The sequence below is a fragment of the Ruegeria sp. CJ3 genome (genome assembly GCF_056536725.1).
The window spans coordinates 239,439-257,023 of record NZ_JBQFQE010000005.1 but is presented as its reverse complement, the minus strand read 5'-3'; the positions used below and the strand labels follow the sequence as shown (position 1 = coordinate 257,023).

Below are 17,585 nucleotides of genomic sequence, written 5' to 3'. Positions count from 1 at the left end.
TGATTTACCAAGGCCGCGCCATCCGACATCGTGCGCGGATGACCTATGACCTTTTCATCGGCGACCGCCTGTTCTCGAGTTGGTCCCTGCGCGGATGGCTCATGCTCGAGAAGTTCGGCCTGCCCTACCGTACCCATATGGTCGGCCTCTATTCCGGCACGATGGCGGCGGATATGGAACCGCTGGCCCCCGCCCGCCTCGTCCCGGCGCTGCGGCTACCGGATGGAACCGTGGTTGGTGAAAGCCTTGCCATGGCGGAAACACTCGCCGAGCGCCACCCCGAAGCCGGGCTGTGGCCCAAAGACCCCGCCGCCCGCGCGACCGCCCGCTGGCTGTGCACCGAAATGGTTGCGGGGTTCTCAGCCCTAAGGGGCGAATGCCCGATGCAGTTGCGTCAGTGCTGGGAAGGGTTCCGCCCCTCGCCCGAAACCCTGTCCAACCTGCAGCGGATCGATACGCTTTGGGCACATGCCCGGACCCTCTCAGGCGCTGAAACCGGCCCGTTGTTCGGGACCTATTCGCTGGCGGATGTGTTCTATACCCCGGTCGCGGCGCGGATCATCGGTTATGGCCTGCCGGTGACCGAGGCCAATCGCGCTTACTGCCTTGAGCTGCTGTCCGACCTGTCGGTTCGGCAATGGCGCGCGATGGGCCTGACCGTTTCGTATGATCCATTTCCCTATCCGCAGAATGGGCCCGTGCAGGACTGGCCGGTTGGCGGAACCTCTCGGGCCAAGGCCGTCGCCTCGGGCCCCTCGGTCAACTTGACCTGCCCTTATTCCGGCAAACCGGTCACCGACTATCTAGAACTCGATGGCCAAGTCTGGGGCTTCTGCAACCCGTTCTGCCGCGACAAAACCGTTGCCGACCCGGGGGCATGGCCAAAATTCGCAGCAATGGTGGCAGACGTTAACCATTCCTAAACCGCAACCATGGCAGCAACGTCCTGTTAACCAGGAAACAGGATTGCCATGGTCGCCCGCGCCCATACCGTCGCCTTTCAAGGCGTAGACGCCCGCCCGGTCGAGGTGCAATGCGCCGTTTCACCGGGCCTTCCGGCATTCTCGATCGTCGGCCTGCCCGACAAAGCCGTGTCCGAGGCGCGCGATCGGGTGCGCAGCGCGCTCAGTTCGATGGCCATCGCCCTGCCGTCAAAGCGGATCACCATCAACCTGTCCCCCGCCGACCTGCCGAAAGAGGGCAGCCATTTCGACCTGCCCATCGCCGTCGCCCTGCTGTCCGCGCTGGACATCATACCAACCGACGCCGCCGAAGGGGCCGTGGCGTTGGGAGAGCTATCGCTGGACGGCTCGCTGGTGCCGGTCGTGGGTGCCTTGCCCGCCGCCATGACCGCCGCCGCCGAAGACCGCGCGCTGCTCTGCCCCGCGGCCTCCAGCGCCGAGGCCGCGTGGGTCGACGCAACGCAGGTGATCGGCGCGGGCTCGCTGGGGGATGTGGTCAGGCATTTCACTGGCCAATCCGCCCTGCCCGCTGCCACACCGGGCGAAGTCAGCCTGTCGCCCGCTGCGCGCGACCTGCGCGACGTCAAAGGACAGGAACGTGCCAAACGCGCGCTGGAAATCGCCGCCGCTGGCCGTCATCACCTGATCATGATCGGCACCCCCGGTTCTGGCAAATCCATGTTGGCGGCCCGGCTGCCCGGCATCCTTCCGCCACTGACACCGGTCGAGGCACTGGAAACCTCGATGATCCAGTCTCTCTGCGGTTTGCTAGACGAAGGCGGCATCAGCCGCGCCCGCCCCTTCCGCGAACCGCACCACACCGCATCCATGGCCGCCATCGTCGGTGGCGGCAAGGGCGCAAAACCCGGTGAGATTTCGCTGGCCCATAACGGCGTTCTGTTTATGGACGAATTCCCTGAATTCCCGCGCACTGTGCTGGAAACCCTGCGCCAGCCCATCGAGACCGGAGAGGTCATGGTCGCCCGCGCCAACGCCCACGTCAAATACCCCTGCCGGTTCATGCTTGTGGCTGCCGCGAACCCTTGCAAATGCGGCTATCTGACCGATCCCGCCCGCGCCTGTTCCCGCGCTCCGGTCTGTGGCGAGGACTATCTCGGTCGTATCTCCGGCCCGTTGATGGACCGCTTCGATCTGCGAATCGAAGTGCCGCCGGTCAGCTTCACCGACCTTGATCTGCCGCCTTCGGGCGACAGCTCTGCGACCGTGGCCGCGCGGGTCGAGGCCGCCCGCGCCCTTCAGGCCGACAGGTTCCGGGACATGCCGGGCACGCGGCAGAACGCCGACCTTGAAGGCACGTATCTGGAAGACTGCGCCAGCCCGGACGCCGAAGGAAAAGACCTGCTTTTGAAGGCCGCAGAACGGTTCGGCCTGTCGGCCCGCGCTTTCCACCGCATCCTGCGGGTCGCACGAACCATCGCTGATCTGGAAGGTGCGCCAGACATCCGCCGCCCCCATGTCGCCGAGGCGCTGAGTTATCGCATCAGCGCCAGGGCCGGGGCCTAAAGCTTCGCCTCAATCGCTTGCCAGATTTTTTCGGCGATGTTCTCGCCGTTGAACCGTTCCAGCTCCTGAATGCCGGTGGGGGACGTCACGTTGATCTCGGTCAGGTAGTCGCCGATGACGTCGATGCCGACGAAAATCTGGCCCTTCTCTTTCAGTAGTGGCCCAATGGCGGCGCATATCTCCATGTCGCGGTCGGTCAGACCAATCTTCTCGGGCCGCCCGCCCACATGCATGTTCGAGCGCGTCTCACCCTCGGCTGGGACCCGGTTGATGGCACCCACGGCCTCGCCATCGACCAGAATCACCCGTTTGTCGCCATTACGCACATCGGGCAGGAATTTCTGAACGATCAGCGGCTCGCGCGAAAACCCGGTAAACAACTCGTGCAAGGACGTCAGATTGCGATCATCCGGCCCCAGCCGGAACACGCCAGCGCCGCCATTGCCATAGAGCGGCTTGAGGATGATATCCCCGTGCTTCTCCTTGAACGCCTTGATCGTCTGCAAATCGCGCGCAATCGTTGTGGGTGGGGTGAGATCGGGAAAATCCAGCACCAGCAGTTTTTCGGGATAGTTCCTGACCCAGAACGGGTCATTCACCACCAGCGCCTGACCTTTCAGGCGATCCAGCAGATGAGTCGATGTTATGTAATGCATGTCAAACGGCGGGTCCTGCCGCAGCCAGACCACATCAAAGTCGGCCAGATCAACCTCACGCTCGGGGCCAAGCACCGCCGGATCGCCCGGCACACGCTGCACCGTCATGTCGTGACCGCGCGCTGTAATCCGCCCCTCCTGATAGGCCAACTGGTCGGGCCCGTAGAAAAACAGCTCATGCCCACGGGCCTGTGCTTCTTCGGCCAGACGGAATGAGCTGTCGGCATTGATGTCCACGGCCCCGATCGGGTCCATCTGAAAGGCGATCTTCATGGCGTATCCCTCAGTTCTACGCCCGATACATGGCCCACAGACCTGACGGGTTCAATGGCGATCAGCCGTGGCCAAAGGCGTTTTCGATGATTTCAACCGCGCCAGAGCCATCGACCAATGCGGCGTCAAAGCGCACATTTGTCAGTTGCCCGCCTGGTTCATGCTCGAGAAACTGCGCGGCGGATGCGTAGATTCGGTCGATTTGCCGGGGGCTGATCCGCGCCGCTGCGGTCGCGAAGCTTGTGCTTTTCTTAACTTCGACGAAGACGATCCCGTCCGCATTCCGCACGATCAGGTCGATTTCACCCCCAGCCCCGCGCCACCGGCGATGGGCAATCGAAAACCCGCGCCGCTCATAGTCGTTGGCGACGCTCAGCTCTGCTGCTTCTCCTGCGTGATAAGAAACCGAGCCCCGAACGGATCGCCGTGTCATGTCATCCCTTTCCCAGCTTCAGGGCCTTTTGATAGAGCGGCCTGCGCGGCAGGTTGAACATCTCGGACACCAGATCTGCCGCGTCGCGCACCGAATGGGTTTCCAGCGCCCGTTTCAAAGCCTCTTCTACGTCAGACTCGTTAACAGTTTGCGAATGCGCACGATCCACGAGCAGGACGACTTCGCCTTTCACTGTTGCGCCGCGATACTCCGCCGCCAGATCAGCGAGCGTCCCGCGTCGAACCTCTTCGAATTTCTTTGTCAGCTCACGACACATGGCGGCCTGCCGGTCAGCGCCCAGAACATCTGCGAGATCCGCAAGGCTTGCGGCCAGCCGCTTGGGGGATTCGTAGAACACCAGAGTTCCGGGAATGTCGCGCAGCGCCTCAATGCGCGACCGCCGCGCGCCAGAGGCATTGGGCAGAAAGCCCGCGAAAAAGAACGCATCCGTGGGCAGCCCCGCCAGTGTCAGCGCCGCCAGCGCTGCCGAGGGACCCGGGGCGCAGGTGACGGCAAAGCCTGCCTCAGCCGCCTGCCGGCCCAGATCATAACCTGGATCGGCGATCAGGGGCATCCCGGCTTCAGAGGCGTAGGCAACCGACTGCCCCGCCTCAAGCGCCTGCAGAAGCTTGCCCCGCGCACCTGCCCCGCTGTGATCGTGATAGGCAAGGATGCGACGACCCTCCAGCGGGACCCCATGGATTTCCATCAACCGGCGCAAACTGCGGGTATCTTCGGCGGCGATCATGTCCGCCGAGGCCAGCACATCCAGTGCCCTGAGCGTAATGTCGCGCGCAGTGCCGATTGGAGTGGCAACAAAGTACAGGCCCGCGGCCAATCTGATCTTTTGGAAATTCAAAGCTGGACCCTCAGAGCGTGACGTTTATTATCGCGGATCGTTAGACCAAGGTGCCCTCAGACGCCGGATCAGGGAGTTTTCATTTAGATGTTTACCGTTTGCAAGCCCACCCGCAAACTGGCGAAATCCGCCATTGCTCTGGCTACGGCCGCATTTCTGGCCGCCTGTGAAGTGGGTGGCATCAGCGGAGGCCCCTCGATCGACACCTCAGATCCGGTCCCCGTCGCCCTGTTGGTGCCGCGCGGATCGCCGCAATCGGGGGATGCAGCCCTTGCTCAAAGCCTTGAGAACGCGGCTCGTCTGGCCATGGCAGACCTGCAGAATGTCAAAATCGATCTGAGGGTCTATGACACCGCAGGCAATGCCGGCACTGCATCAACGGTGGCGCAACAGGCCGTTGCGGACGGGGCTAAGATCATCATCGGCCCGGTCTATGCGCAGGCGGCGAATGCGGCGGGTCTTGCGGTTCTGAACAACAACGTCAACGTGCTGTCCTTCTCGAACAACACCAGCATCGCAGGCGGGAATGTCTTTGTGCTGGGCCCGACCTTCCAGAACACCGCCAACAGGCTGGTGAATTTTGCAGGCCGTCAGGGCAAGACCGGCACCGTGATCGTGCACAGCAATGACTCGGCGGGGCAATTGGGTCAGGCGGCAATTGCCACAGCGCTCAGCAGCAGCCGGGTCAATGATGCGGGCACGGTGGCCTATGACCGGTCACAGCAAGGGGTGATCAACTCGGTTCCGACCATTAAGGCCACGGTAGATTCGACCGGCGCGGATTCGATTTTCCTGACCGCAACGACTGCAGGCGCTTTGCCGCTCTACAGCCAGTTGCTGCCCGAGGCCGGGGTGTCTCCGGCGACGGTGCAATATATCGGCCTGACACGCTGGGATATCCCGGCGCAGACGCTGGAACTGCCCGGGGTGCAGGGCGGATGGTTCGCGCTGCCGGACCCGGCTAAGGCGCAGGCTTATCGTCAACGCTATAACAACACCTATGGCGAGGCCCCGCATCCGATCAGCGGGCTGGCTTATGACGGCATCGCAGCGATTGGGGCCTTGGTCAGCCAGGGGAAATCGAACGCGCTGACCGGCGCGGCGCTGACCCAGAATGCAGGGTTTCAGGGCGTCGGCGGCATCTTCCGCCTGCGTCCCAACGGTACAAACGAACGCGGTCTGGCGGTTGCCACGATCCAGAACAAACAGGTGGTTGTGATTGACCCTGCCCCACAAAGCTTCTCTGGCGCCGGATTCTGAGCCACCGGCGCAGGCAGGCATGCCTGACAGCAAACTGATCTGCCCCGCCGACCGGATTTTTGACAATGCCAAGGTTGATGCCAACCTGTCCGCCGCCGTCGAACGCGGCGCTGATAACACTGCCCTGCGCGCAGAAACCGTCCGCATCCTGCGCGAGGCCCAGAAGACCGGGCGCGCAGCCATTGCCGAGGCCTTTGCGCAGGCCCCGTTCGATGCGCGTCCGCTGACGCGATCCTACACCTATCTGACCGACCAACTGGTCTGCACCGCGATGCGCGTTGCCAGCAAGTATCTGCATCCTCTGGCGACGCCAACGCAGGGAGAAAAGATCGCTGTTCTTGCCGTCGGCGGCTATGGGCGCGGCGAAATGGCCCCGTCCTCGGACGTGGATCTGCTGTTCCTGACGCCCTACAAGATCACCGCCTGGGCCGAGAGTGTGATCGAATCCATGCTGTATATCCTGTGGGATCTGCGGCTGAAAGTCGGTCATTCCTCGCGCACCATCAGGGATTGCCTGCGGCTGGGGGGTGAGGATTTCACCATTCGCACCGCCATGCTGGAGCAGCGCTATCTGGCCGGAGATTTCGCACTTGCGCAGGACCTTGAGGCGCAACTGAAGACAGACCTGTTCAAAGGCACCGAGCGCGACTTTATCGAAGCCAAGCTGAAAGAGCGTGACGAACGCCACCTCAAACAAGGTGAGCGTTATATGGTCGAGCCCAATGTGAAAGAGGGTAAGGGCGGCCTGCGCGATCTGCAATCGCTCTACTGGATCGCCAAATACATCTACGGTGTTCAGGACGTGGCCGAGCTGGTGCCGCTGGGCCTGTTTACGCCCGAAGAGTTCCAAGGCTTTGTTCAGGCCGAAGAGTTTCTGTGGGCCGTGCGATCCCATCTGCATCTGGTCACCGGCCGCGCCACCGAACAGCTGACCTTTGACCTGCAGGTCGAGGTGGCCGAGCGCATGGGCTATGAAGACCGCGCCGGACGACGTGCGGTCGAAGTGTTCATGCAGCGCTATTTCCGCGAGGCCACTCGGGTGGGTGAGCTGACCCGCATCTTTCTGACCAAGTTGGAAGCGTCCCACATGAAAAGCGCGCCGCTGCTGGAGCGCATTTTCCGCCGCCGCCCTCGGGTCAAGGCGGGATACCGGGTTGTGCATGGCCGGCTGGACGTGGCCGACCCCGACACCTTCCTGACCGACAAGCTGAACCTGCTACGGCTGTTTGAAGAGGGCCTGCGCACCGGGATGCTGATCCACCCCGACGCGATGCGTCTCGTCGCGGCGAACCTGAGCCTCATTGATGATGACATGCGCAACAACAAGGAAGCGCGGCGCATCTTTCTGGATCTGATGCTGAAACACGGCAACCCCGAACGCGCTTTGCGCCGCATGAACGAGTTGGGCGTGCTGTCAGCCTTCCTGCCCGAGTTCGAGCACATCGTGGCGATGATGCAGTTCAATATGTATCACAGCTATACGGTGGACGAGCATACGATCCAGTGCATCGTCAACCTCGCCCAGATTGAACGCGGTGAGTTGATCGAGTCGCTGCCGCTGGCCTCGTCCATCCTGAAGGAAGGCGTCAACCGCAAGGTGCTTTATGTGGCGCTGCTGCTGCATGACATCGCGAAGGGTCGGCCCGAAGATCATTCGATCCTCGGTGCGCAGATCGCACGCAAGGTGGCCCCGCGTCTGGGGTTGAACAAATCGGATTCCGAAACGGTGGAATGGCTGGTGCGCTATCACCTGCTGATGTCGGATATGGCACAGAAACGCGATATCTCGGACCCACGCACCATTCGGGATTTCGCCAAGGCGGTCGAGACGGTCAAACGGCTGGACCTGCTGACCGTTGTGACGGTCTGCGATATTCGCGGCGTAGGGCCGAACACGTGGAACAACTGGAAAGCCACCCTGCTGCGCGCGCTACATGCCGAAACCAAGCGCGCGCTTGAGACCGGGATGGAAGACCTCAACCGCGCCAATCGCGGGGCGGGGGCGAAAAAGCTGCTGCGGGCCGAGTTGGCAGGCTGGTCCAAGGGGGACCTAAAAACCGAAACTGGGCGGCATTACGACCCCTATTGGCAGGGCCTCAACCTGTCGACCCATGTCGAGTTCGCCGAGATGTTGAAGGCACTGGAGGACAGTGGCGACCCCGGTGAGATGGAAATCCGCCTGCATCCCGACGAAGACCGCGACGCGACGCGCGCCTGTTTCGCCATGGGTGACCACCCCGGTATCTTTGCCCGCATCGCCGGGGCCCTGGCGCTGGTCGGGGCCAATGTGGTCGACGCGCGCAGCTATACCACCAAGGATGGTTACGTAACGGATGCCTTCTGGATCCAGGATGCCGAAGGCCACCCGTTCGAGGCCTCGCGCCTGCCGCGACTAACACAGATGATCCACAAGACGATGAAGGGCGAAGTTGTGGCACGCGACGCCCTTAAATCGCGCGACAAGATCAAGAAACGCGAACGCGCCTTTAACGTCCCGACCCATATCACCTTCGACAATGACGGGTCCGAGATTTACACGATCATCGAGGTCGACACCCGCGACCGTCCCGGCTTGCTCTATGACCTCGCCCGCACGCTGGCAGCAGCCAATGTGTATATCGCCAATGCCGTCATCGCGACCTATGGCGAGCAGGTGGTCGATACCTTCTACGTCAAGGATATGTTCGGCCTGAAATACCACTCGGACAGCAAGCAGCGGGGGCTTGAGGCCAAGCTGCGCACCGCGATCACCGAGGGCGCTGAGCGCGCCGCCTCATGAAGCAGATCCGCCTGTTCTCGGGGTTTTTCACGGTCGGATTCTGGACCCTTGCCAGCCGCATCCTTGGCTTTCTGCGGGAAATCCTGCTGACCGCCTATATCGGGCCCGGCCCGGTGATGGACGCCTTTGTCGCTGCCTTTCGCCTGCCCAATATGTTCCGCCGTTTCTTCGCCGAGGGTGCCTTCAACGCAGCCTTCGTGCCGATGTTTTCCAAGCGGCTGGAGGGTGAAGAGAATGCCGAAGGGTTCGCACAGGATGCGTTCAACCTGCTTGCCGTCGCCGTATTGGCGCTTGTCGGTCTGGCAATGGTGTTCATGCCCGCGCTGGTCTGGTTGACCGCCGAAGGGTTCTATGGCGATGAACGCTTTGATCTGGCCGTCGACTACGGCTATGTCGTTTTTCCCTACATCCTGTTCATGTCGCTGGCGGCGCTGTTTTCCGGCGTGCTGAACGCCACGGGCCGCTTCGCCGCCGCCGCCGCCGCGCCGGTTCTGCTGAACATCTTCGCCTGCTCCGCCCTGATCTTCGGGGCGCTTTCAGGCGGTGAGGTGATCCGCTGGTTGATAGCCGTGATCCCCGCGGCAGGCGTCGCACAGCTCGCGCTTGTCTGGATCGCTACCGAGCGCGCAGGCATCCGCATCCGACCCGGCCTGCCGAAGCTGAGCCCCGAGATGCGGCGTATGGTGCGCATTGCGGTGCCTGCCGCTTTGGCCATGGGGGTGACACAAGTCAATCTGGTGGTGGGGCAGCTGGTGGCCTCGAAAACCGAGAAAGCCGTGAGCTGGCTGTTTGCGGCAGATCGCCTGTATCAACTGCCGCTGGGCGTGGTCGGCATCGCCGTGGGCATCGTCCTGCTGCCCGACCTGTCCCGTCGCCTGAGGGCCGACGACAAAGACGGCGCGCGCAATGCGTTTTCCCGGGCCGGAGAGTTCACGCTGCTGCTGACCATCCCCTCGACCGTCGCCTTCGTGATCATCCCCGTCCAACTGGTCTCGGTCCTGTTCCAACGCGGCCAGTTCACCGCCGAGGACACCGCAGCCACAGCGCTGGCCGTCGCTATCTATGGCATCGGCCTGCCCGCCTTCATGCTGCAAAAGCTGCTGCAACCGCTGTTCTTTGCCCGCGAAGACACGAAATCCCCGTTCCGCTATGCCGTAGTGGCGATGGTTGTGAATGCCGCTCTCGCCTTTGGCCTTTATCCCGTCGTCGGCTGGATCGCGCCCGCCATCGCGGCCTCGACCGCCGGTTGGGCCATGGTTCTGCTGCTGGCCATCGGCGCGCGGCGGTTCGGGGACGAGGCCCGTTTTGATGCGCGGTTCAAACACCGGGCATGGCGGATCGTTGCGGCCTCAGCCGGGATGGGCGTCGTCCTGTTTGTGGCAATCCACCTGTTCGGCTGGGCCTTTGAACTGTCTGGCCTGCGCTATCTTGCCCTGCTTCTGCTGATCGCGGCGGCGGGCGCGGCCTACTTCGCACTCGGCCACCTGTTCGGTGCCTTCAAACTGTCGGAATTCCGCACCGCGTTGCGCCGGGGGTGACCCGCCTAGTCGCGGCGTATCCTGCCCACAATCCGTGCCCAGCCGCCCGGTGCCAGAAAGAATGACAGGCCAAACCCCGTGGCAAACCCACCCAAGTCGGCGACCCAGTCCAAAGTGCCCCCGAAGATCAGACCAAACACCAATTGAATCCCCATCAGCATCGCGATCAGGCTGAAGGCACGGGATTGGTTCTCGCCAACCAAAGACAGTTTGCGCCAGAGCAGCCATGTGAACGCACCGATCAACCCGTAAACGGGCGGGAACCCTCCGACCAGCGGATAGGCCGGGTCCAGCAGCACAGCATAGGCCAGCGCTCCGCCCACGCCGGACAGAACGAATATGATCAGCATGGCGGCGCTGCCGAACACCTCGGCCACCATCTTGCCCATCGCCAGCACGAAGACACAGACAAAGATCGCCTGCGTGAAATTGGCCGAAACAAAGGGATAGGTGACAAAGCGGATCACATGCTCGAACGGCCAGCGCCCGTTTTCCACCATCCAATCGAAGATGTCGGGCGAAAACGTGTATTGCTGCAGCGCGTCCAGCCGCCAACCCACCGCCGATGGCCCGCCAACGATGCCGCGCGCACCAAGTTGCAGGACCACCTCGATCCCCATGATGAACAGCGTCAACGCTACCACGACCGGCGGCAGAGGGTTCACGGGCGGGGTATAATGCTCACTGCTCATTGGGCTGGCCTTTCGCGGCTGTTGACGTCCCTTGGCCTCATGGGTAAGCGACGGGGACTGATTTTTCCAGACGGGAGTTCCCTTCGATGACCGAGACCCAATTCACGCCGCGCGTGTTCTCCGGCATCAAGCCTTCAGGAAACCTGCACCTTGGCAACTATCTGGGTGCGCTCAAGCGCTTTGTGGACATGCAGGGCCCTGAGTTCGAAACCATCTATTGCATGGTTGACCTGCACGCGATCACCGTCTGGCAAGACCCGGAGAAACTGCAGGAAAAGACACGCGAGGTTTGCGCGGGCTTTATCGCCGCCGGTCTGGATGCAGAAAAATCCATTCTGTTCAATCAAAGCCAAGTCGCCGAACACTCGCAACTGGCTTGGATTTTCAACTGCGTGGCCCGGATGGGTTGGATGCAGCGGATGACGCAGTGGAAGGACAAGGCGGGCAAGAACGCGCAGAACGCTTCGCTGGGTCTGTTTGCCTATCCATCGCTTATGGCGGCGGACATCTTGATCTACCATGCCACGCATGTACCCGTGGGCGAGGACCAGAAACAGCATCTGGAGCTGACTCGCGACATCGCGACAAAGTTCAACCACGATTACGGAGTGGATTTCTTCCCGCTGACCGAGCCTGTCATTGACGGGCCGGCACCACGCGTCATGAACCTACGAGATGGTACGAGCAAAATGTCATCTTCCGATGCGTCGGATATGACCCGGATCAACATGATCGACGACGCCGACACCATCGCCAAGAAGATCCGTAAGGCCAAAACCGACCCGGATGCTTTGCCATCGGAAATCGACGGTCTGTCCGAACGCCCCGAGGCGCGCAATCTGGTGAGCATCTATGCCGCGCTCAGCGATCAGACGTCGGAGCAGGTTCTGGCTGAGGTCGGCGGCAAGCAATTTGGTGAGTTCAAGCCGATGCTGGCAGAGCTTGCGGTCTCGAAACTGGCCCCGATCTCGGCCGAGATGGCGCGTCTGATGGGCGAAGAGGCCGAGATCGACCAAATCTTGGCCCGCGGCGCGGAACGTGCCCGTGCGATTGCGGCTCCGATCCTGCAACAGACTTATGAGATTGTCGGGATGGTGGGCGCCGGCAAGCCCTGACCCTTTGGCAAACGGAACGCCGCCCCTATCAGGGCGGCGTTTTCTTTTGGCTCAGGCCGCCTGTGCACGCAGGGTTTCGTGCACGATGGATTCGGCAATGTCATGCGGGCTGATCGCCTCGGCCCTGGCACGGGTCAGAATGCGATCCATAGTCTGCTCCAGCGCCGTCAACCGGTGGTTCACCCAATCTTCACGATCGGCCACGCGCAGAATTTCGGTCGCGACATTGATGATCCCGCCGCCATTGGCGACAAAATCCGGCGCATAGAGAATACCCCGGTCATGCAGCAGCAGCGCGTCGCGGTCCTTGGCCAGTTGGTTGTTCGCGCCGCCGGCCACAGCACCAACCTGCAACAGCGGGATGCTGGTTTCATTCAGAATACCACCGATGGCGCAGGGGGCGAAGATGTCGGCCTCAACGCCATAGATCGCATCCGGTGCGACGGCCTGCGCGCCGAACCGCTCGGCCACGCGCGCGGTTTGCTCGGCATTGATATCGGTGACAATCAGGCGCGCGCCCGCGTCGTGCAGGAACTGGCACAGATGCTCGCCCACATGGCCCAAGCCCTGAACCGAAACGGTCAACCCGTCCAGATCAGCCAGCCCGTACCGGTGCTGCGCGGTCACCCGGATCGCGTTGAAAATCCCGCGCGCCGTGATCGGAGAGGGATCGCCGCTGGCAAAGGCACCATCCGCCAGCCCGGCGACGAAATCGGCCTCGGACCCGATATGCGCCATGTCGGCCGGGGTCATGCCCATATCCTCGGCAGTCCAATAAAGCCCGTCGAGGCTTTGAACCACGCGCCCGAAGGCTTTCAGCAGTTCGGGGGTCTTGTCGATACCCGGATCGCCAATGATCACCGCCTTGCCGCCGCCCAGCGGCAGATCGGCAGCGGCGTTCTTGAAAGTCATGCCCCGCGCCAGCCGCAGCGCATCCTGCAGCGCCTCGGCGGGATGGCCATAGGGCCTCATCCGCACACCACCCGCAGCCGGGCCGCGCCGGGTTGAGTGGATGGCGATATAGCCTAACAGGCCGAGTTTGCTGTCTTTGAATTCAACCACGCGCTCGTGCTCGGGCGCGTCCACGATGGTAATGTCCATACGTCTCCTCCGGAATATCCCGGAGAGTTTGCCACCTTTGGCTGAGGGGTTCTCGCCATTATCTGGCTGGCAGTCACTCTGAATTGGTGATATTCCCTACAAGCCAGCCACAGAATAGACTATTCCCCCATGGACGCTATCGACACCAAAATCATCCGCGCCCTGCAGAAGGATGGCCGCATGACGGTCATCGACCTGGCCGAGCATGTGGGCCTGTCCCCGACGCCCTGCGCGCGGCGACTTGAACGGTTGCAGCGCGATGGCATCATCACCGGCTATGCCGCGCTGGTCGATCCCGAGCAGTTGGGCTTTGGCGTCACCATTTTTGTCTCGGTCGAGCTGGAAAAACAGGACCGCAACGCCATTGATGCCTTCGAAAGGGCGATCCGCCGCTGCGATGAGGTGATGGAATGCTATCTGATGACCGGGTCGCGGGATATTCTGCTGCGGGTGGTGGCACAGGACCTCACGGCCTTCGACGCTTTTCTGGAACATCGGCTGATGCAGATCCCGGGGATTCGCAACCTCAGATCAAACTTCGCCCTGCGCACGATGGTCAAACGCGGCACCCTGCCCCTGCATCACGGATAATCTGCTGGACCTCGCCCCGGCCCCAACCTAGGTTTCCACCGAACTGAGGGAGGGCACGATGGCAGTCGGCACACAGATCCGCACCTATTTCGATGGTCAATGGCATGACGGAGACGCGCCGATCATGCGCGCCGCAGATCACGGCGCATGGCTGGGATCGTCGGTTTTCGACGGCGCCCGGTTCTTCGACGGGCTGACGCCCGATCTGGATGCCCATTGCGACCGGGTGAACCGCTCTGCCGAGGCGCTGATGCTGACGCCCAGCATGACGACCGAACACATGGTCGAGCTGGTGCACGAAGGGCTGGAAGCCTATGCACCCGGTACAGCCGTATACATCCGCCCGATGTATTGGGGCATCGACGGGGATCCCACTGCCATTATCCCACAGCAAGACAGCACCGGTTTCGCGATCTGCCTCGAAGTAATCCCGATGGCGTCTGAGACGGTCTCGGCCACGCTGACAACCACGCGATTCCGTCGACCGGTGCTGGAATCGGCGGTCGTCAATGCCAAGGCCGGATGCCTTTATCCCAACAACGCCAGGATGCTGGCCGAGGCGCGGTCGAAAGGGTTCTCGAACGCTCTGGTCGCCGATGCGATGGGTCATGTGGCCGAAACCGCCACCGCCAATATCTTCATGGTCCGCGATGGCGAGGTGTTCACCCCCATCCCCAACGGCACCTTCCTTGCGGGCATCACCCGTGCCCGCCACATCAAGAACCTGCGCGCCGACGGCGTGACCGTGCATGAAACCGTCCTCAGCTTTGACGACTTCCACAACGCAGATGAGGTCTTCATGTCCGGGAACATGAGCAAGGTCACCCCGGTCACCGCGCTGGACGACACGCAGTATCAGGTCGGCCCCATCGCCCGCCGCGTACGCGAGATGTATTGGGACTGGGCTGCCAGCTAGTTGCCAGTGCCCCCGCGCTGGGGCATGATCGCGGAAACAAACCGGGGACAGATATGCGCAAATTCCTTGTGGTTCTGGATGACAGCCGCGAATGCCTGAACGCGATGCGTTTTGCGGCCATGCGTGCGGCCCATACGGGCGGCGGTGTCACGATCCTGTCGGTCATCCCACCAGATGAATTCAACCATTGGATCGGTGTGGCCGAAGTGATGCGCGAAGAGGCTCGCGAACGCATTCACGCCCATTTCGAAGTGTTCGCCAAATGGATGCGGGACAAGCAGAAGGTCGAGCCCGAGCTGGCAATCCGCGAAGGCGACCCGGTGGCCGAGATCATTGCCCATGTCCAGTCTGACCCGGAAATCGGTGTTCTGGTGCTGGGGGCTGGCACAGACAAGAAAGGCCCGGGACCGCTGGTGACTCAGCTGACGCGCAACTCGGGCAGCCTGCCGATCCCGGTTACCATCGTGCCCGGTGATCTGAGCAAGGAAAAGCTGGAAGCCATTACCTGAGGGCGACCCATGGGCGCGAAACTGCAATTCTGGTTCGATTTCGCCTCGACGTACTCCTATCTCAGCGCGATGCGGATCCAGACGATGGCCGCTAAGCGGCACGTTGAGCTGGAGTGGCAGCCCTTCCTGCTGGGTCCGATTTTTGCAGCGCAGGGCTGGGATAATTCACCGTTCAACATCTACCCGGCAAAGGGGCGTTATATGTGGCGGGATATGGAACGCCTTTGCGCCACGCGCGACCTGCCCCTGCGACGACCCGATACCTTTCCGCAAAACAGCCTGAAAGCGGCGCGTCTGGCATTGACCATAGATGCCCCCGACCAGCGCGCAGCGTTTTCCAGGGCCGTCTATGCGGCACAATTCGGCGCGGGCCGGGATATCTCGGACCCACAGGTTCTGACGGAGTGCCTTGCAACGGCCGGTGCCGAAACGACCCTGATCGACCGGATGGGCGAACCGCAGATCAAGGCGGTCTTATTCGAACAGGTCGACCGCGCCCGAGCCTTGGACATCTTCGGCGCGCCCAGCTTTGTCGCCGGGGCCGAGCTGTTCTGGGGCGATGATCGTCTGGATGCCGCAATTTCTCACGCCGCATCAATTTAGAACCGTTCCAAATCTTGACTTCGCCAGCGCGGGCGCGCATATCAGTGGCACCTCAAACGGAGCCGCGTCATGTTCATCCAAACCGAATCCACACCCAACCCGGCCACGCTGAAATTCCTGCCCGGCCAGACGGTTCTGGAAGCCGGCACCGCTGATTTCCCAAGTGCTGAGACAGCCGAGAAGTCCCCACTGGCCCTGCGGATCTTCGGGGTGAGCGGTGTGACCGGCGTGTTCTTTGGCAATGATTTTGTCACCGTCACGAAAGCTGACGACGTTCAGTGGGACCACATCAAGCCCGCGATCCTCGGCGCTGTGATGGAGCATTACCAATCCGGACAGCCCGTCATGGGGGCCGGTGCCGAAACCGCCTCGGGTCATGCCGAGCATACCGGTGAGGACGCCGAAATCGTAAACCAGATCAAAGACCTGCTGGACAGCCGGGTGCGCCCTGCGGTGGCTCAGGATGGTGGTGACATCACCTTCCACGGCTTTGATCGCGGCGTCGTCTATCTGCATATGCAGGGTGCCTGCGCAGGCTGTCCGTCCTCGACGCTCACGCTGAAAATGGGCATCGAAAACCTGCTGCGCCACTACATCCCCGAGGTGACCGAGGTGCGCCCTGTTGCGGTCTGACCCGACGATTCTGGCATTTGACACATCGGCCGCGCATTGCGCGGCCGCTTTGCTATGCGGCGACCGGATCGTCGATTCTGTTGCTGAACCCATGACCCGCGGGCAGGCCGAGAGGCTCATGCCCCTGCTCGAAGAGCTGTTGAACCGGAACGGGCTCAACTGGCAGGACCTCGATGCGATTGGCGTGGGCATCGGCCCGGGCAATTTCACCGGTATCCGAATCTCGGTCTCCGCCGCGCGCGGTCTGGCGCTGGGGCTGGGGGTTCCGGCAGTTGGCGTCTCGGGGTTCGATGCGCTGGCCGAACTGGCAGAGCCGGGCCAGATCCCGGCAATCCCCGCACCACGCGATCAGGTCTACGTGCAGCCAGATGACACGCCACGCCTGATCACATGCGCCGAGGCCGAATTGCTCGGCCCCCTGTTCCTGAACGATGATCCTGCCAGACAGGCAGGCGCGATTGCCCAGCTGACGGCGCGCCGCTACGCAACGACACAGACCCCACCTGCCCCGTTTTACGTTCGGCCTGCGGATGCCGCACCATCCCGGGACGTGCCGCCGGTTCTGCTGGACGAATGACACCCGAGGACCTAGCCCATACCCATGCGGCCGCCTTCACCCAGTCGCGCCCGTGGAGCGCTGCGGAATTCTCGGATCTTCTGGCCGGGCCGTTCACCCATCTGGCCGGCGACAATCGGTGCTTTGCGCTGTTTCAGGTGATCGCGGATGAGGCCGAATTGCTGACCATTGCGACTCACCCCGCCTGTCAACGACAGGGGCTGGCCCGGCAGATCATGACGGAATGGCACGAAATGGCGCGCACCCTTGGTGCGGCGCGCGCCTTTCTTGAAGTCGCCGCCGATAACGACCCGGCCCTCGCGCTATACCGTGCAACCGGATATGCGCCCTGCGCAACGCGCCGCGCGTATTATCGGCGCGAAAACGGCCCCAACGTGGATGCTATCGTCATGGAATGCCACCTGAGCGGGAAATAGACCGTTTTTTTGACCGTACGATCAATATTCAGTTGACCGAAGCTGTTGCAAACAGACTTAATTCCCGCCATCACAACAGGTATGCTCGCTCTGAGTGGGTGATGGGGCGTTTCCGCCCCGGACCGATAATAGCCAACGGGAGTATCAC

18 protein-coding genes are annotated in these 17,585 nt (G+C 62.2%); 13 read left to right on the top strand and 5 right to left on the bottom strand.

Going from position 1 to position 17,585, the window contains the following annotated elements; all coding sequences use genetic code 11:
* The first annotated feature begins 38 nt into the window (after nt 1-38).
* Nucleotides 39-923, top strand: a complete 885-nt coding sequence (locus ACR0J1_RS11610; protein WP_480732978.1) for a glutathione S-transferase N-terminal domain-containing protein — start codon at nt 39-41, stop codon at nt 921-923.
* Nucleotides 924-971: 48 nt separating this feature from the next.
* Nucleotides 972-2,486, top strand: coding sequence for a YifB family Mg chelatase-like AAA ATPase (locus ACR0J1_RS11605; RefSeq protein WP_480732977.1), 1,515 nt, complete (start codon nt 972-974; stop codon nt 2,484-2,486).
* Here ACR0J1_RS11605 and gshB read toward each other — a convergent pair.
* From gshB to rsmI, 3 genes are all read right to left on the bottom strand, one after another.
* Nucleotides 2,483-3,415 carry a glutathione synthase gene (gene gshB, locus ACR0J1_RS11600; RefSeq protein ID WP_480532025.1) on the bottom strand — a complete coding sequence of 311 codons (933 nt, stop codon included), beginning with the start codon at nt 3,413-3,415 and terminating at the stop codon, nt 2,483-2,485. The genes ACR0J1_RS11605 and gshB overlap by 4 nt on opposite strands.
* A gap of 61 nt (nt 3,416-3,476) precedes the next feature.
* Nucleotides 3,477-3,848 (bottom strand): YraN family protein, encoded by a 372-nt coding sequence (locus ACR0J1_RS11595; RefSeq protein ID WP_480732976.1) that lies wholly within the window; start codon nt 3,846-3,848, stop codon nt 3,477-3,479.
* 1 nt (nt 3,849) lies between these two features.
* Entirely contained in the window at nt 3,850-4,707 is an 858-nt protein-coding gene (gene rsmI, locus ACR0J1_RS11590) for a 16S rRNA (cytidine(1402)-2'-O)-methyltransferase (protein WP_480732975.1), read from the bottom strand.
* Nucleotides 4,708-4,794: 87 nt separating this feature from the next.
* Between rsmI and ACR0J1_RS11585 the strand changes: the two genes are divergently transcribed.
* The 3 genes from ACR0J1_RS11585 to murJ are packed head-to-tail and all read left to right on the top strand — an operon-like array spanning nt 4,795 to nt 10,284.
* Nucleotides 4,795-5,967 carry a penicillin-binding protein activator gene (locus tag ACR0J1_RS11585; RefSeq protein ID WP_480732974.1) on the top strand — a complete coding sequence of 391 codons (1,173 nt, stop codon included), beginning with the start codon at nt 4,795-4,797 and terminating at the stop codon, nt 5,965-5,967.
* Between the two features lie 19 nt (nt 5,968-5,986).
* Nucleotides 5,987-8,746 (top strand): [protein-PII] uridylyltransferase, encoded by a 2,760-nt coding sequence (locus ACR0J1_RS11580; protein ID WP_480732973.1) that lies wholly within the window; start codon nt 5,987-5,989, stop codon nt 8,744-8,746.
* Nucleotides 8,743-10,284: a murein biosynthesis integral membrane protein MurJ gene (gene murJ, locus ACR0J1_RS11575; protein ID WP_480732972.1), complete on the top strand. Its 1,542-nt coding sequence runs from the start codon at nt 8,743-8,745 to the stop codon at nt 10,282-10,284. The genes ACR0J1_RS11580 and murJ overlap by 4 nt, the downstream gene beginning before the upstream one ends.
* Nucleotides 10,285-10,289: 5 nt before the next feature.
* On the opposite strand, the gene ACR0J1_RS11570 is transcribed toward murJ, so the two are convergent.
* On the bottom strand, nt 10,290-10,976 hold the full coding sequence (locus ACR0J1_RS11570; protein ID WP_480732971.1) for a rhomboid family intramembrane serine protease: 687 nt from the start codon (nt 10,974-10,976) through the stop codon (nt 10,290-10,292).
* Nucleotides 10,977-11,062: 86 nt separating this feature from the next.
* On the opposite strand from ACR0J1_RS11570, the gene trpS reads away from it, so the two are divergent.
* Nucleotides 11,063-12,091 carry a tryptophan--tRNA ligase gene (trpS, locus tag ACR0J1_RS11565; protein ID WP_480732970.1) on the top strand — a complete coding sequence of 343 codons (1,029 nt, stop codon included), beginning with the start codon at nt 11,063-11,065 and terminating at the stop codon, nt 12,089-12,091.
* Between the two features lie 51 nt (nt 12,092-12,142).
* On the opposite strand, the gene ACR0J1_RS11560 is transcribed toward trpS, so the two are convergent.
* On the bottom strand, nt 12,143-13,192 hold the full coding sequence (locus tag ACR0J1_RS11560; RefSeq protein ID WP_480732969.1) for a Glu/Leu/Phe/Val family dehydrogenase: 1,050 nt from the start codon (nt 13,190-13,192) through the stop codon (nt 12,143-12,145).
* A 129-nt stretch (nt 13,193-13,321) separates the two neighbouring features.
* Between ACR0J1_RS11560 and ACR0J1_RS11555 the strand changes: the two genes are divergently transcribed.
* The 7 genes from ACR0J1_RS11555 to ACR0J1_RS11525 all read left to right on the top strand — a co-directional run bounded on the left by ACR0J1_RS11555 (nt 13,322) and on the right by ACR0J1_RS11525 (nt 17,437).
* Nucleotides 13,322-13,783, top strand: coding sequence for an Lrp/AsnC family transcriptional regulator (locus ACR0J1_RS11555; RefSeq protein WP_480732968.1), 462 nt, complete (start codon nt 13,322-13,324; stop codon nt 13,781-13,783).
* Nucleotides 13,784-13,841: 58 nt separating this feature from the next.
* The gene (locus tag ACR0J1_RS11550) at nt 13,842-14,699 is read left to right on the top strand and encodes a branched-chain amino acid aminotransferase (protein ID WP_480732967.1); all 858 of its coding nucleotides are present in this window, start codon (nt 13,842-13,844) and stop codon (nt 14,697-14,699) included.
* A gap of 53 nt (nt 14,700-14,752) precedes the next feature.
* On the top strand, nt 14,753-15,208 hold the full coding sequence (locus ACR0J1_RS11545) for a universal stress protein (RefSeq protein WP_480532003.1): 456 nt from the start codon (nt 14,753-14,755) through the stop codon (nt 15,206-15,208).
* A 9-nt stretch (nt 15,209-15,217) separates the two neighbouring features.
* A complete protein-coding gene (locus ACR0J1_RS11540; RefSeq protein ID WP_480732966.1) occupies nt 15,218-15,811 on the top strand; it encodes a DsbA family protein in 594 nt (197 codons plus the stop codon).
* Between the two features lie 69 nt (nt 15,812-15,880).
* Nucleotides 15,881-16,444, top strand: coding sequence for a NifU family protein (locus ACR0J1_RS11535; RefSeq protein ID WP_480732965.1), 564 nt, complete (start codon nt 15,881-15,883; stop codon nt 16,442-16,444).
* The gene (gene tsaB, locus ACR0J1_RS11530; protein ID WP_480732964.1) at nt 16,434-17,021 is read left to right on the top strand and encodes a tRNA (adenosine(37)-N6)-threonylcarbamoyltransferase complex dimerization subunit type 1 TsaB; all 588 of its coding nucleotides are present in this window, start codon (nt 16,434-16,436) and stop codon (nt 17,019-17,021) included. Before ACR0J1_RS11535 ends, tsaB begins: the two co-directional genes overlap by 11 nt.
* The gene (locus ACR0J1_RS11525; protein ID WP_480732963.1) at nt 17,018-17,437 is read left to right on the top strand and encodes a GNAT family N-acetyltransferase; all 420 of its coding nucleotides are present in this window, start codon (nt 17,018-17,020) and stop codon (nt 17,435-17,437) included. The genes tsaB and ACR0J1_RS11525 overlap by 4 nt, the downstream gene beginning before the upstream one ends.
* Nucleotides 17,438-17,585 lie beyond the last annotated feature (148 nt).

Excerpts from the sequence above, each read along its gene's own strand:
- ACR0J1_RS11585 (WP_480732974.1), top strand. The coding sequence starts at position 4,795 with ATGTTTACCGTTTGCAAGCCCACCCGCAAACTGGCGAAATCCGCCATT.
- ACR0J1_RS11560 (WP_480732969.1), bottom strand. The coding sequence starts at position 13,192 with ATGGACATTACCATCGTGGACGCGCCCGAGCACGAGCGCGTGGTTGAA.
- ACR0J1_RS11550 (WP_480732967.1), top strand. The coding sequence starts at position 13,842 with ATGGCAGTCGGCACACAGATCCGCACCTATTTCGATGGTCAATGGCAT.
- ACR0J1_RS11595 (WP_480732976.1), bottom strand. The coding sequence starts at position 3,848 with ATGACACGGCGATCCGTTCGGGGCTCGGTTTCTTATCACGCAGGAGAA.
- ACR0J1_RS11525 (WP_480732963.1), top strand. The coding sequence starts at position 17,018 with ATGACACCCGAGGACCTAGCCCATACCCATGCGGCCGCCTTCACCCAG.
- trpS (WP_480732970.1), top strand. The coding sequence starts at position 11,063 with ATGACCGAGACCCAATTCACGCCGCGCGTGTTCTCCGGCATCAAGCCT.
- ACR0J1_RS11570 (WP_480732971.1), bottom strand. The coding sequence starts at position 10,976 with ATGAGCAGTGAGCATTATACCCCGCCCGTGAACCCTCTGCCGCCGGTC.
- ACR0J1_RS11535 (WP_480732965.1), top strand. The coding sequence starts at position 15,881 with ATGTTCATCCAAACCGAATCCACACCCAACCCGGCCACGCTGAAATTC.
- gshB (WP_480532025.1), bottom strand. The coding sequence starts at position 3,415 with ATGAAGATCGCCTTTCAGATGGACCCGATCGGGGCCGTGGACATCAAT.
- ACR0J1_RS11555 (WP_480732968.1), top strand. The coding sequence starts at position 13,322 with ATGGACGCTATCGACACCAAAATCATCCGCGCCCTGCAGAAGGATGGC.
- murJ (WP_480732972.1), top strand. The coding sequence starts at position 8,743 with ATGAAGCAGATCCGCCTGTTCTCGGGGTTTTTCACGGTCGGATTCTGG.
- ACR0J1_RS11580 (WP_480732973.1), top strand. The coding sequence starts at position 5,987 with ATGCCTGACAGCAAACTGATCTGCCCCGCCGACCGGATTTTTGACAAT.
- ACR0J1_RS11605 (WP_480732977.1), top strand. The coding sequence starts at position 972 with ATGGTCGCCCGCGCCCATACCGTCGCCTTTCAAGGCGTAGACGCCCGC.
- ACR0J1_RS11545 (WP_480532003.1), top strand. The coding sequence starts at position 14,753 with ATGCGCAAATTCCTTGTGGTTCTGGATGACAGCCGCGAATGCCTGAAC.
- ACR0J1_RS11540 (WP_480732966.1), top strand. The coding sequence starts at position 15,218 with ATGGGCGCGAAACTGCAATTCTGGTTCGATTTCGCCTCGACGTACTCC.
- ACR0J1_RS11610 (WP_480732978.1), top strand. The coding sequence starts at position 39 with ATGACCTATGACCTTTTCATCGGCGACCGCCTGTTCTCGAGTTGGTCC.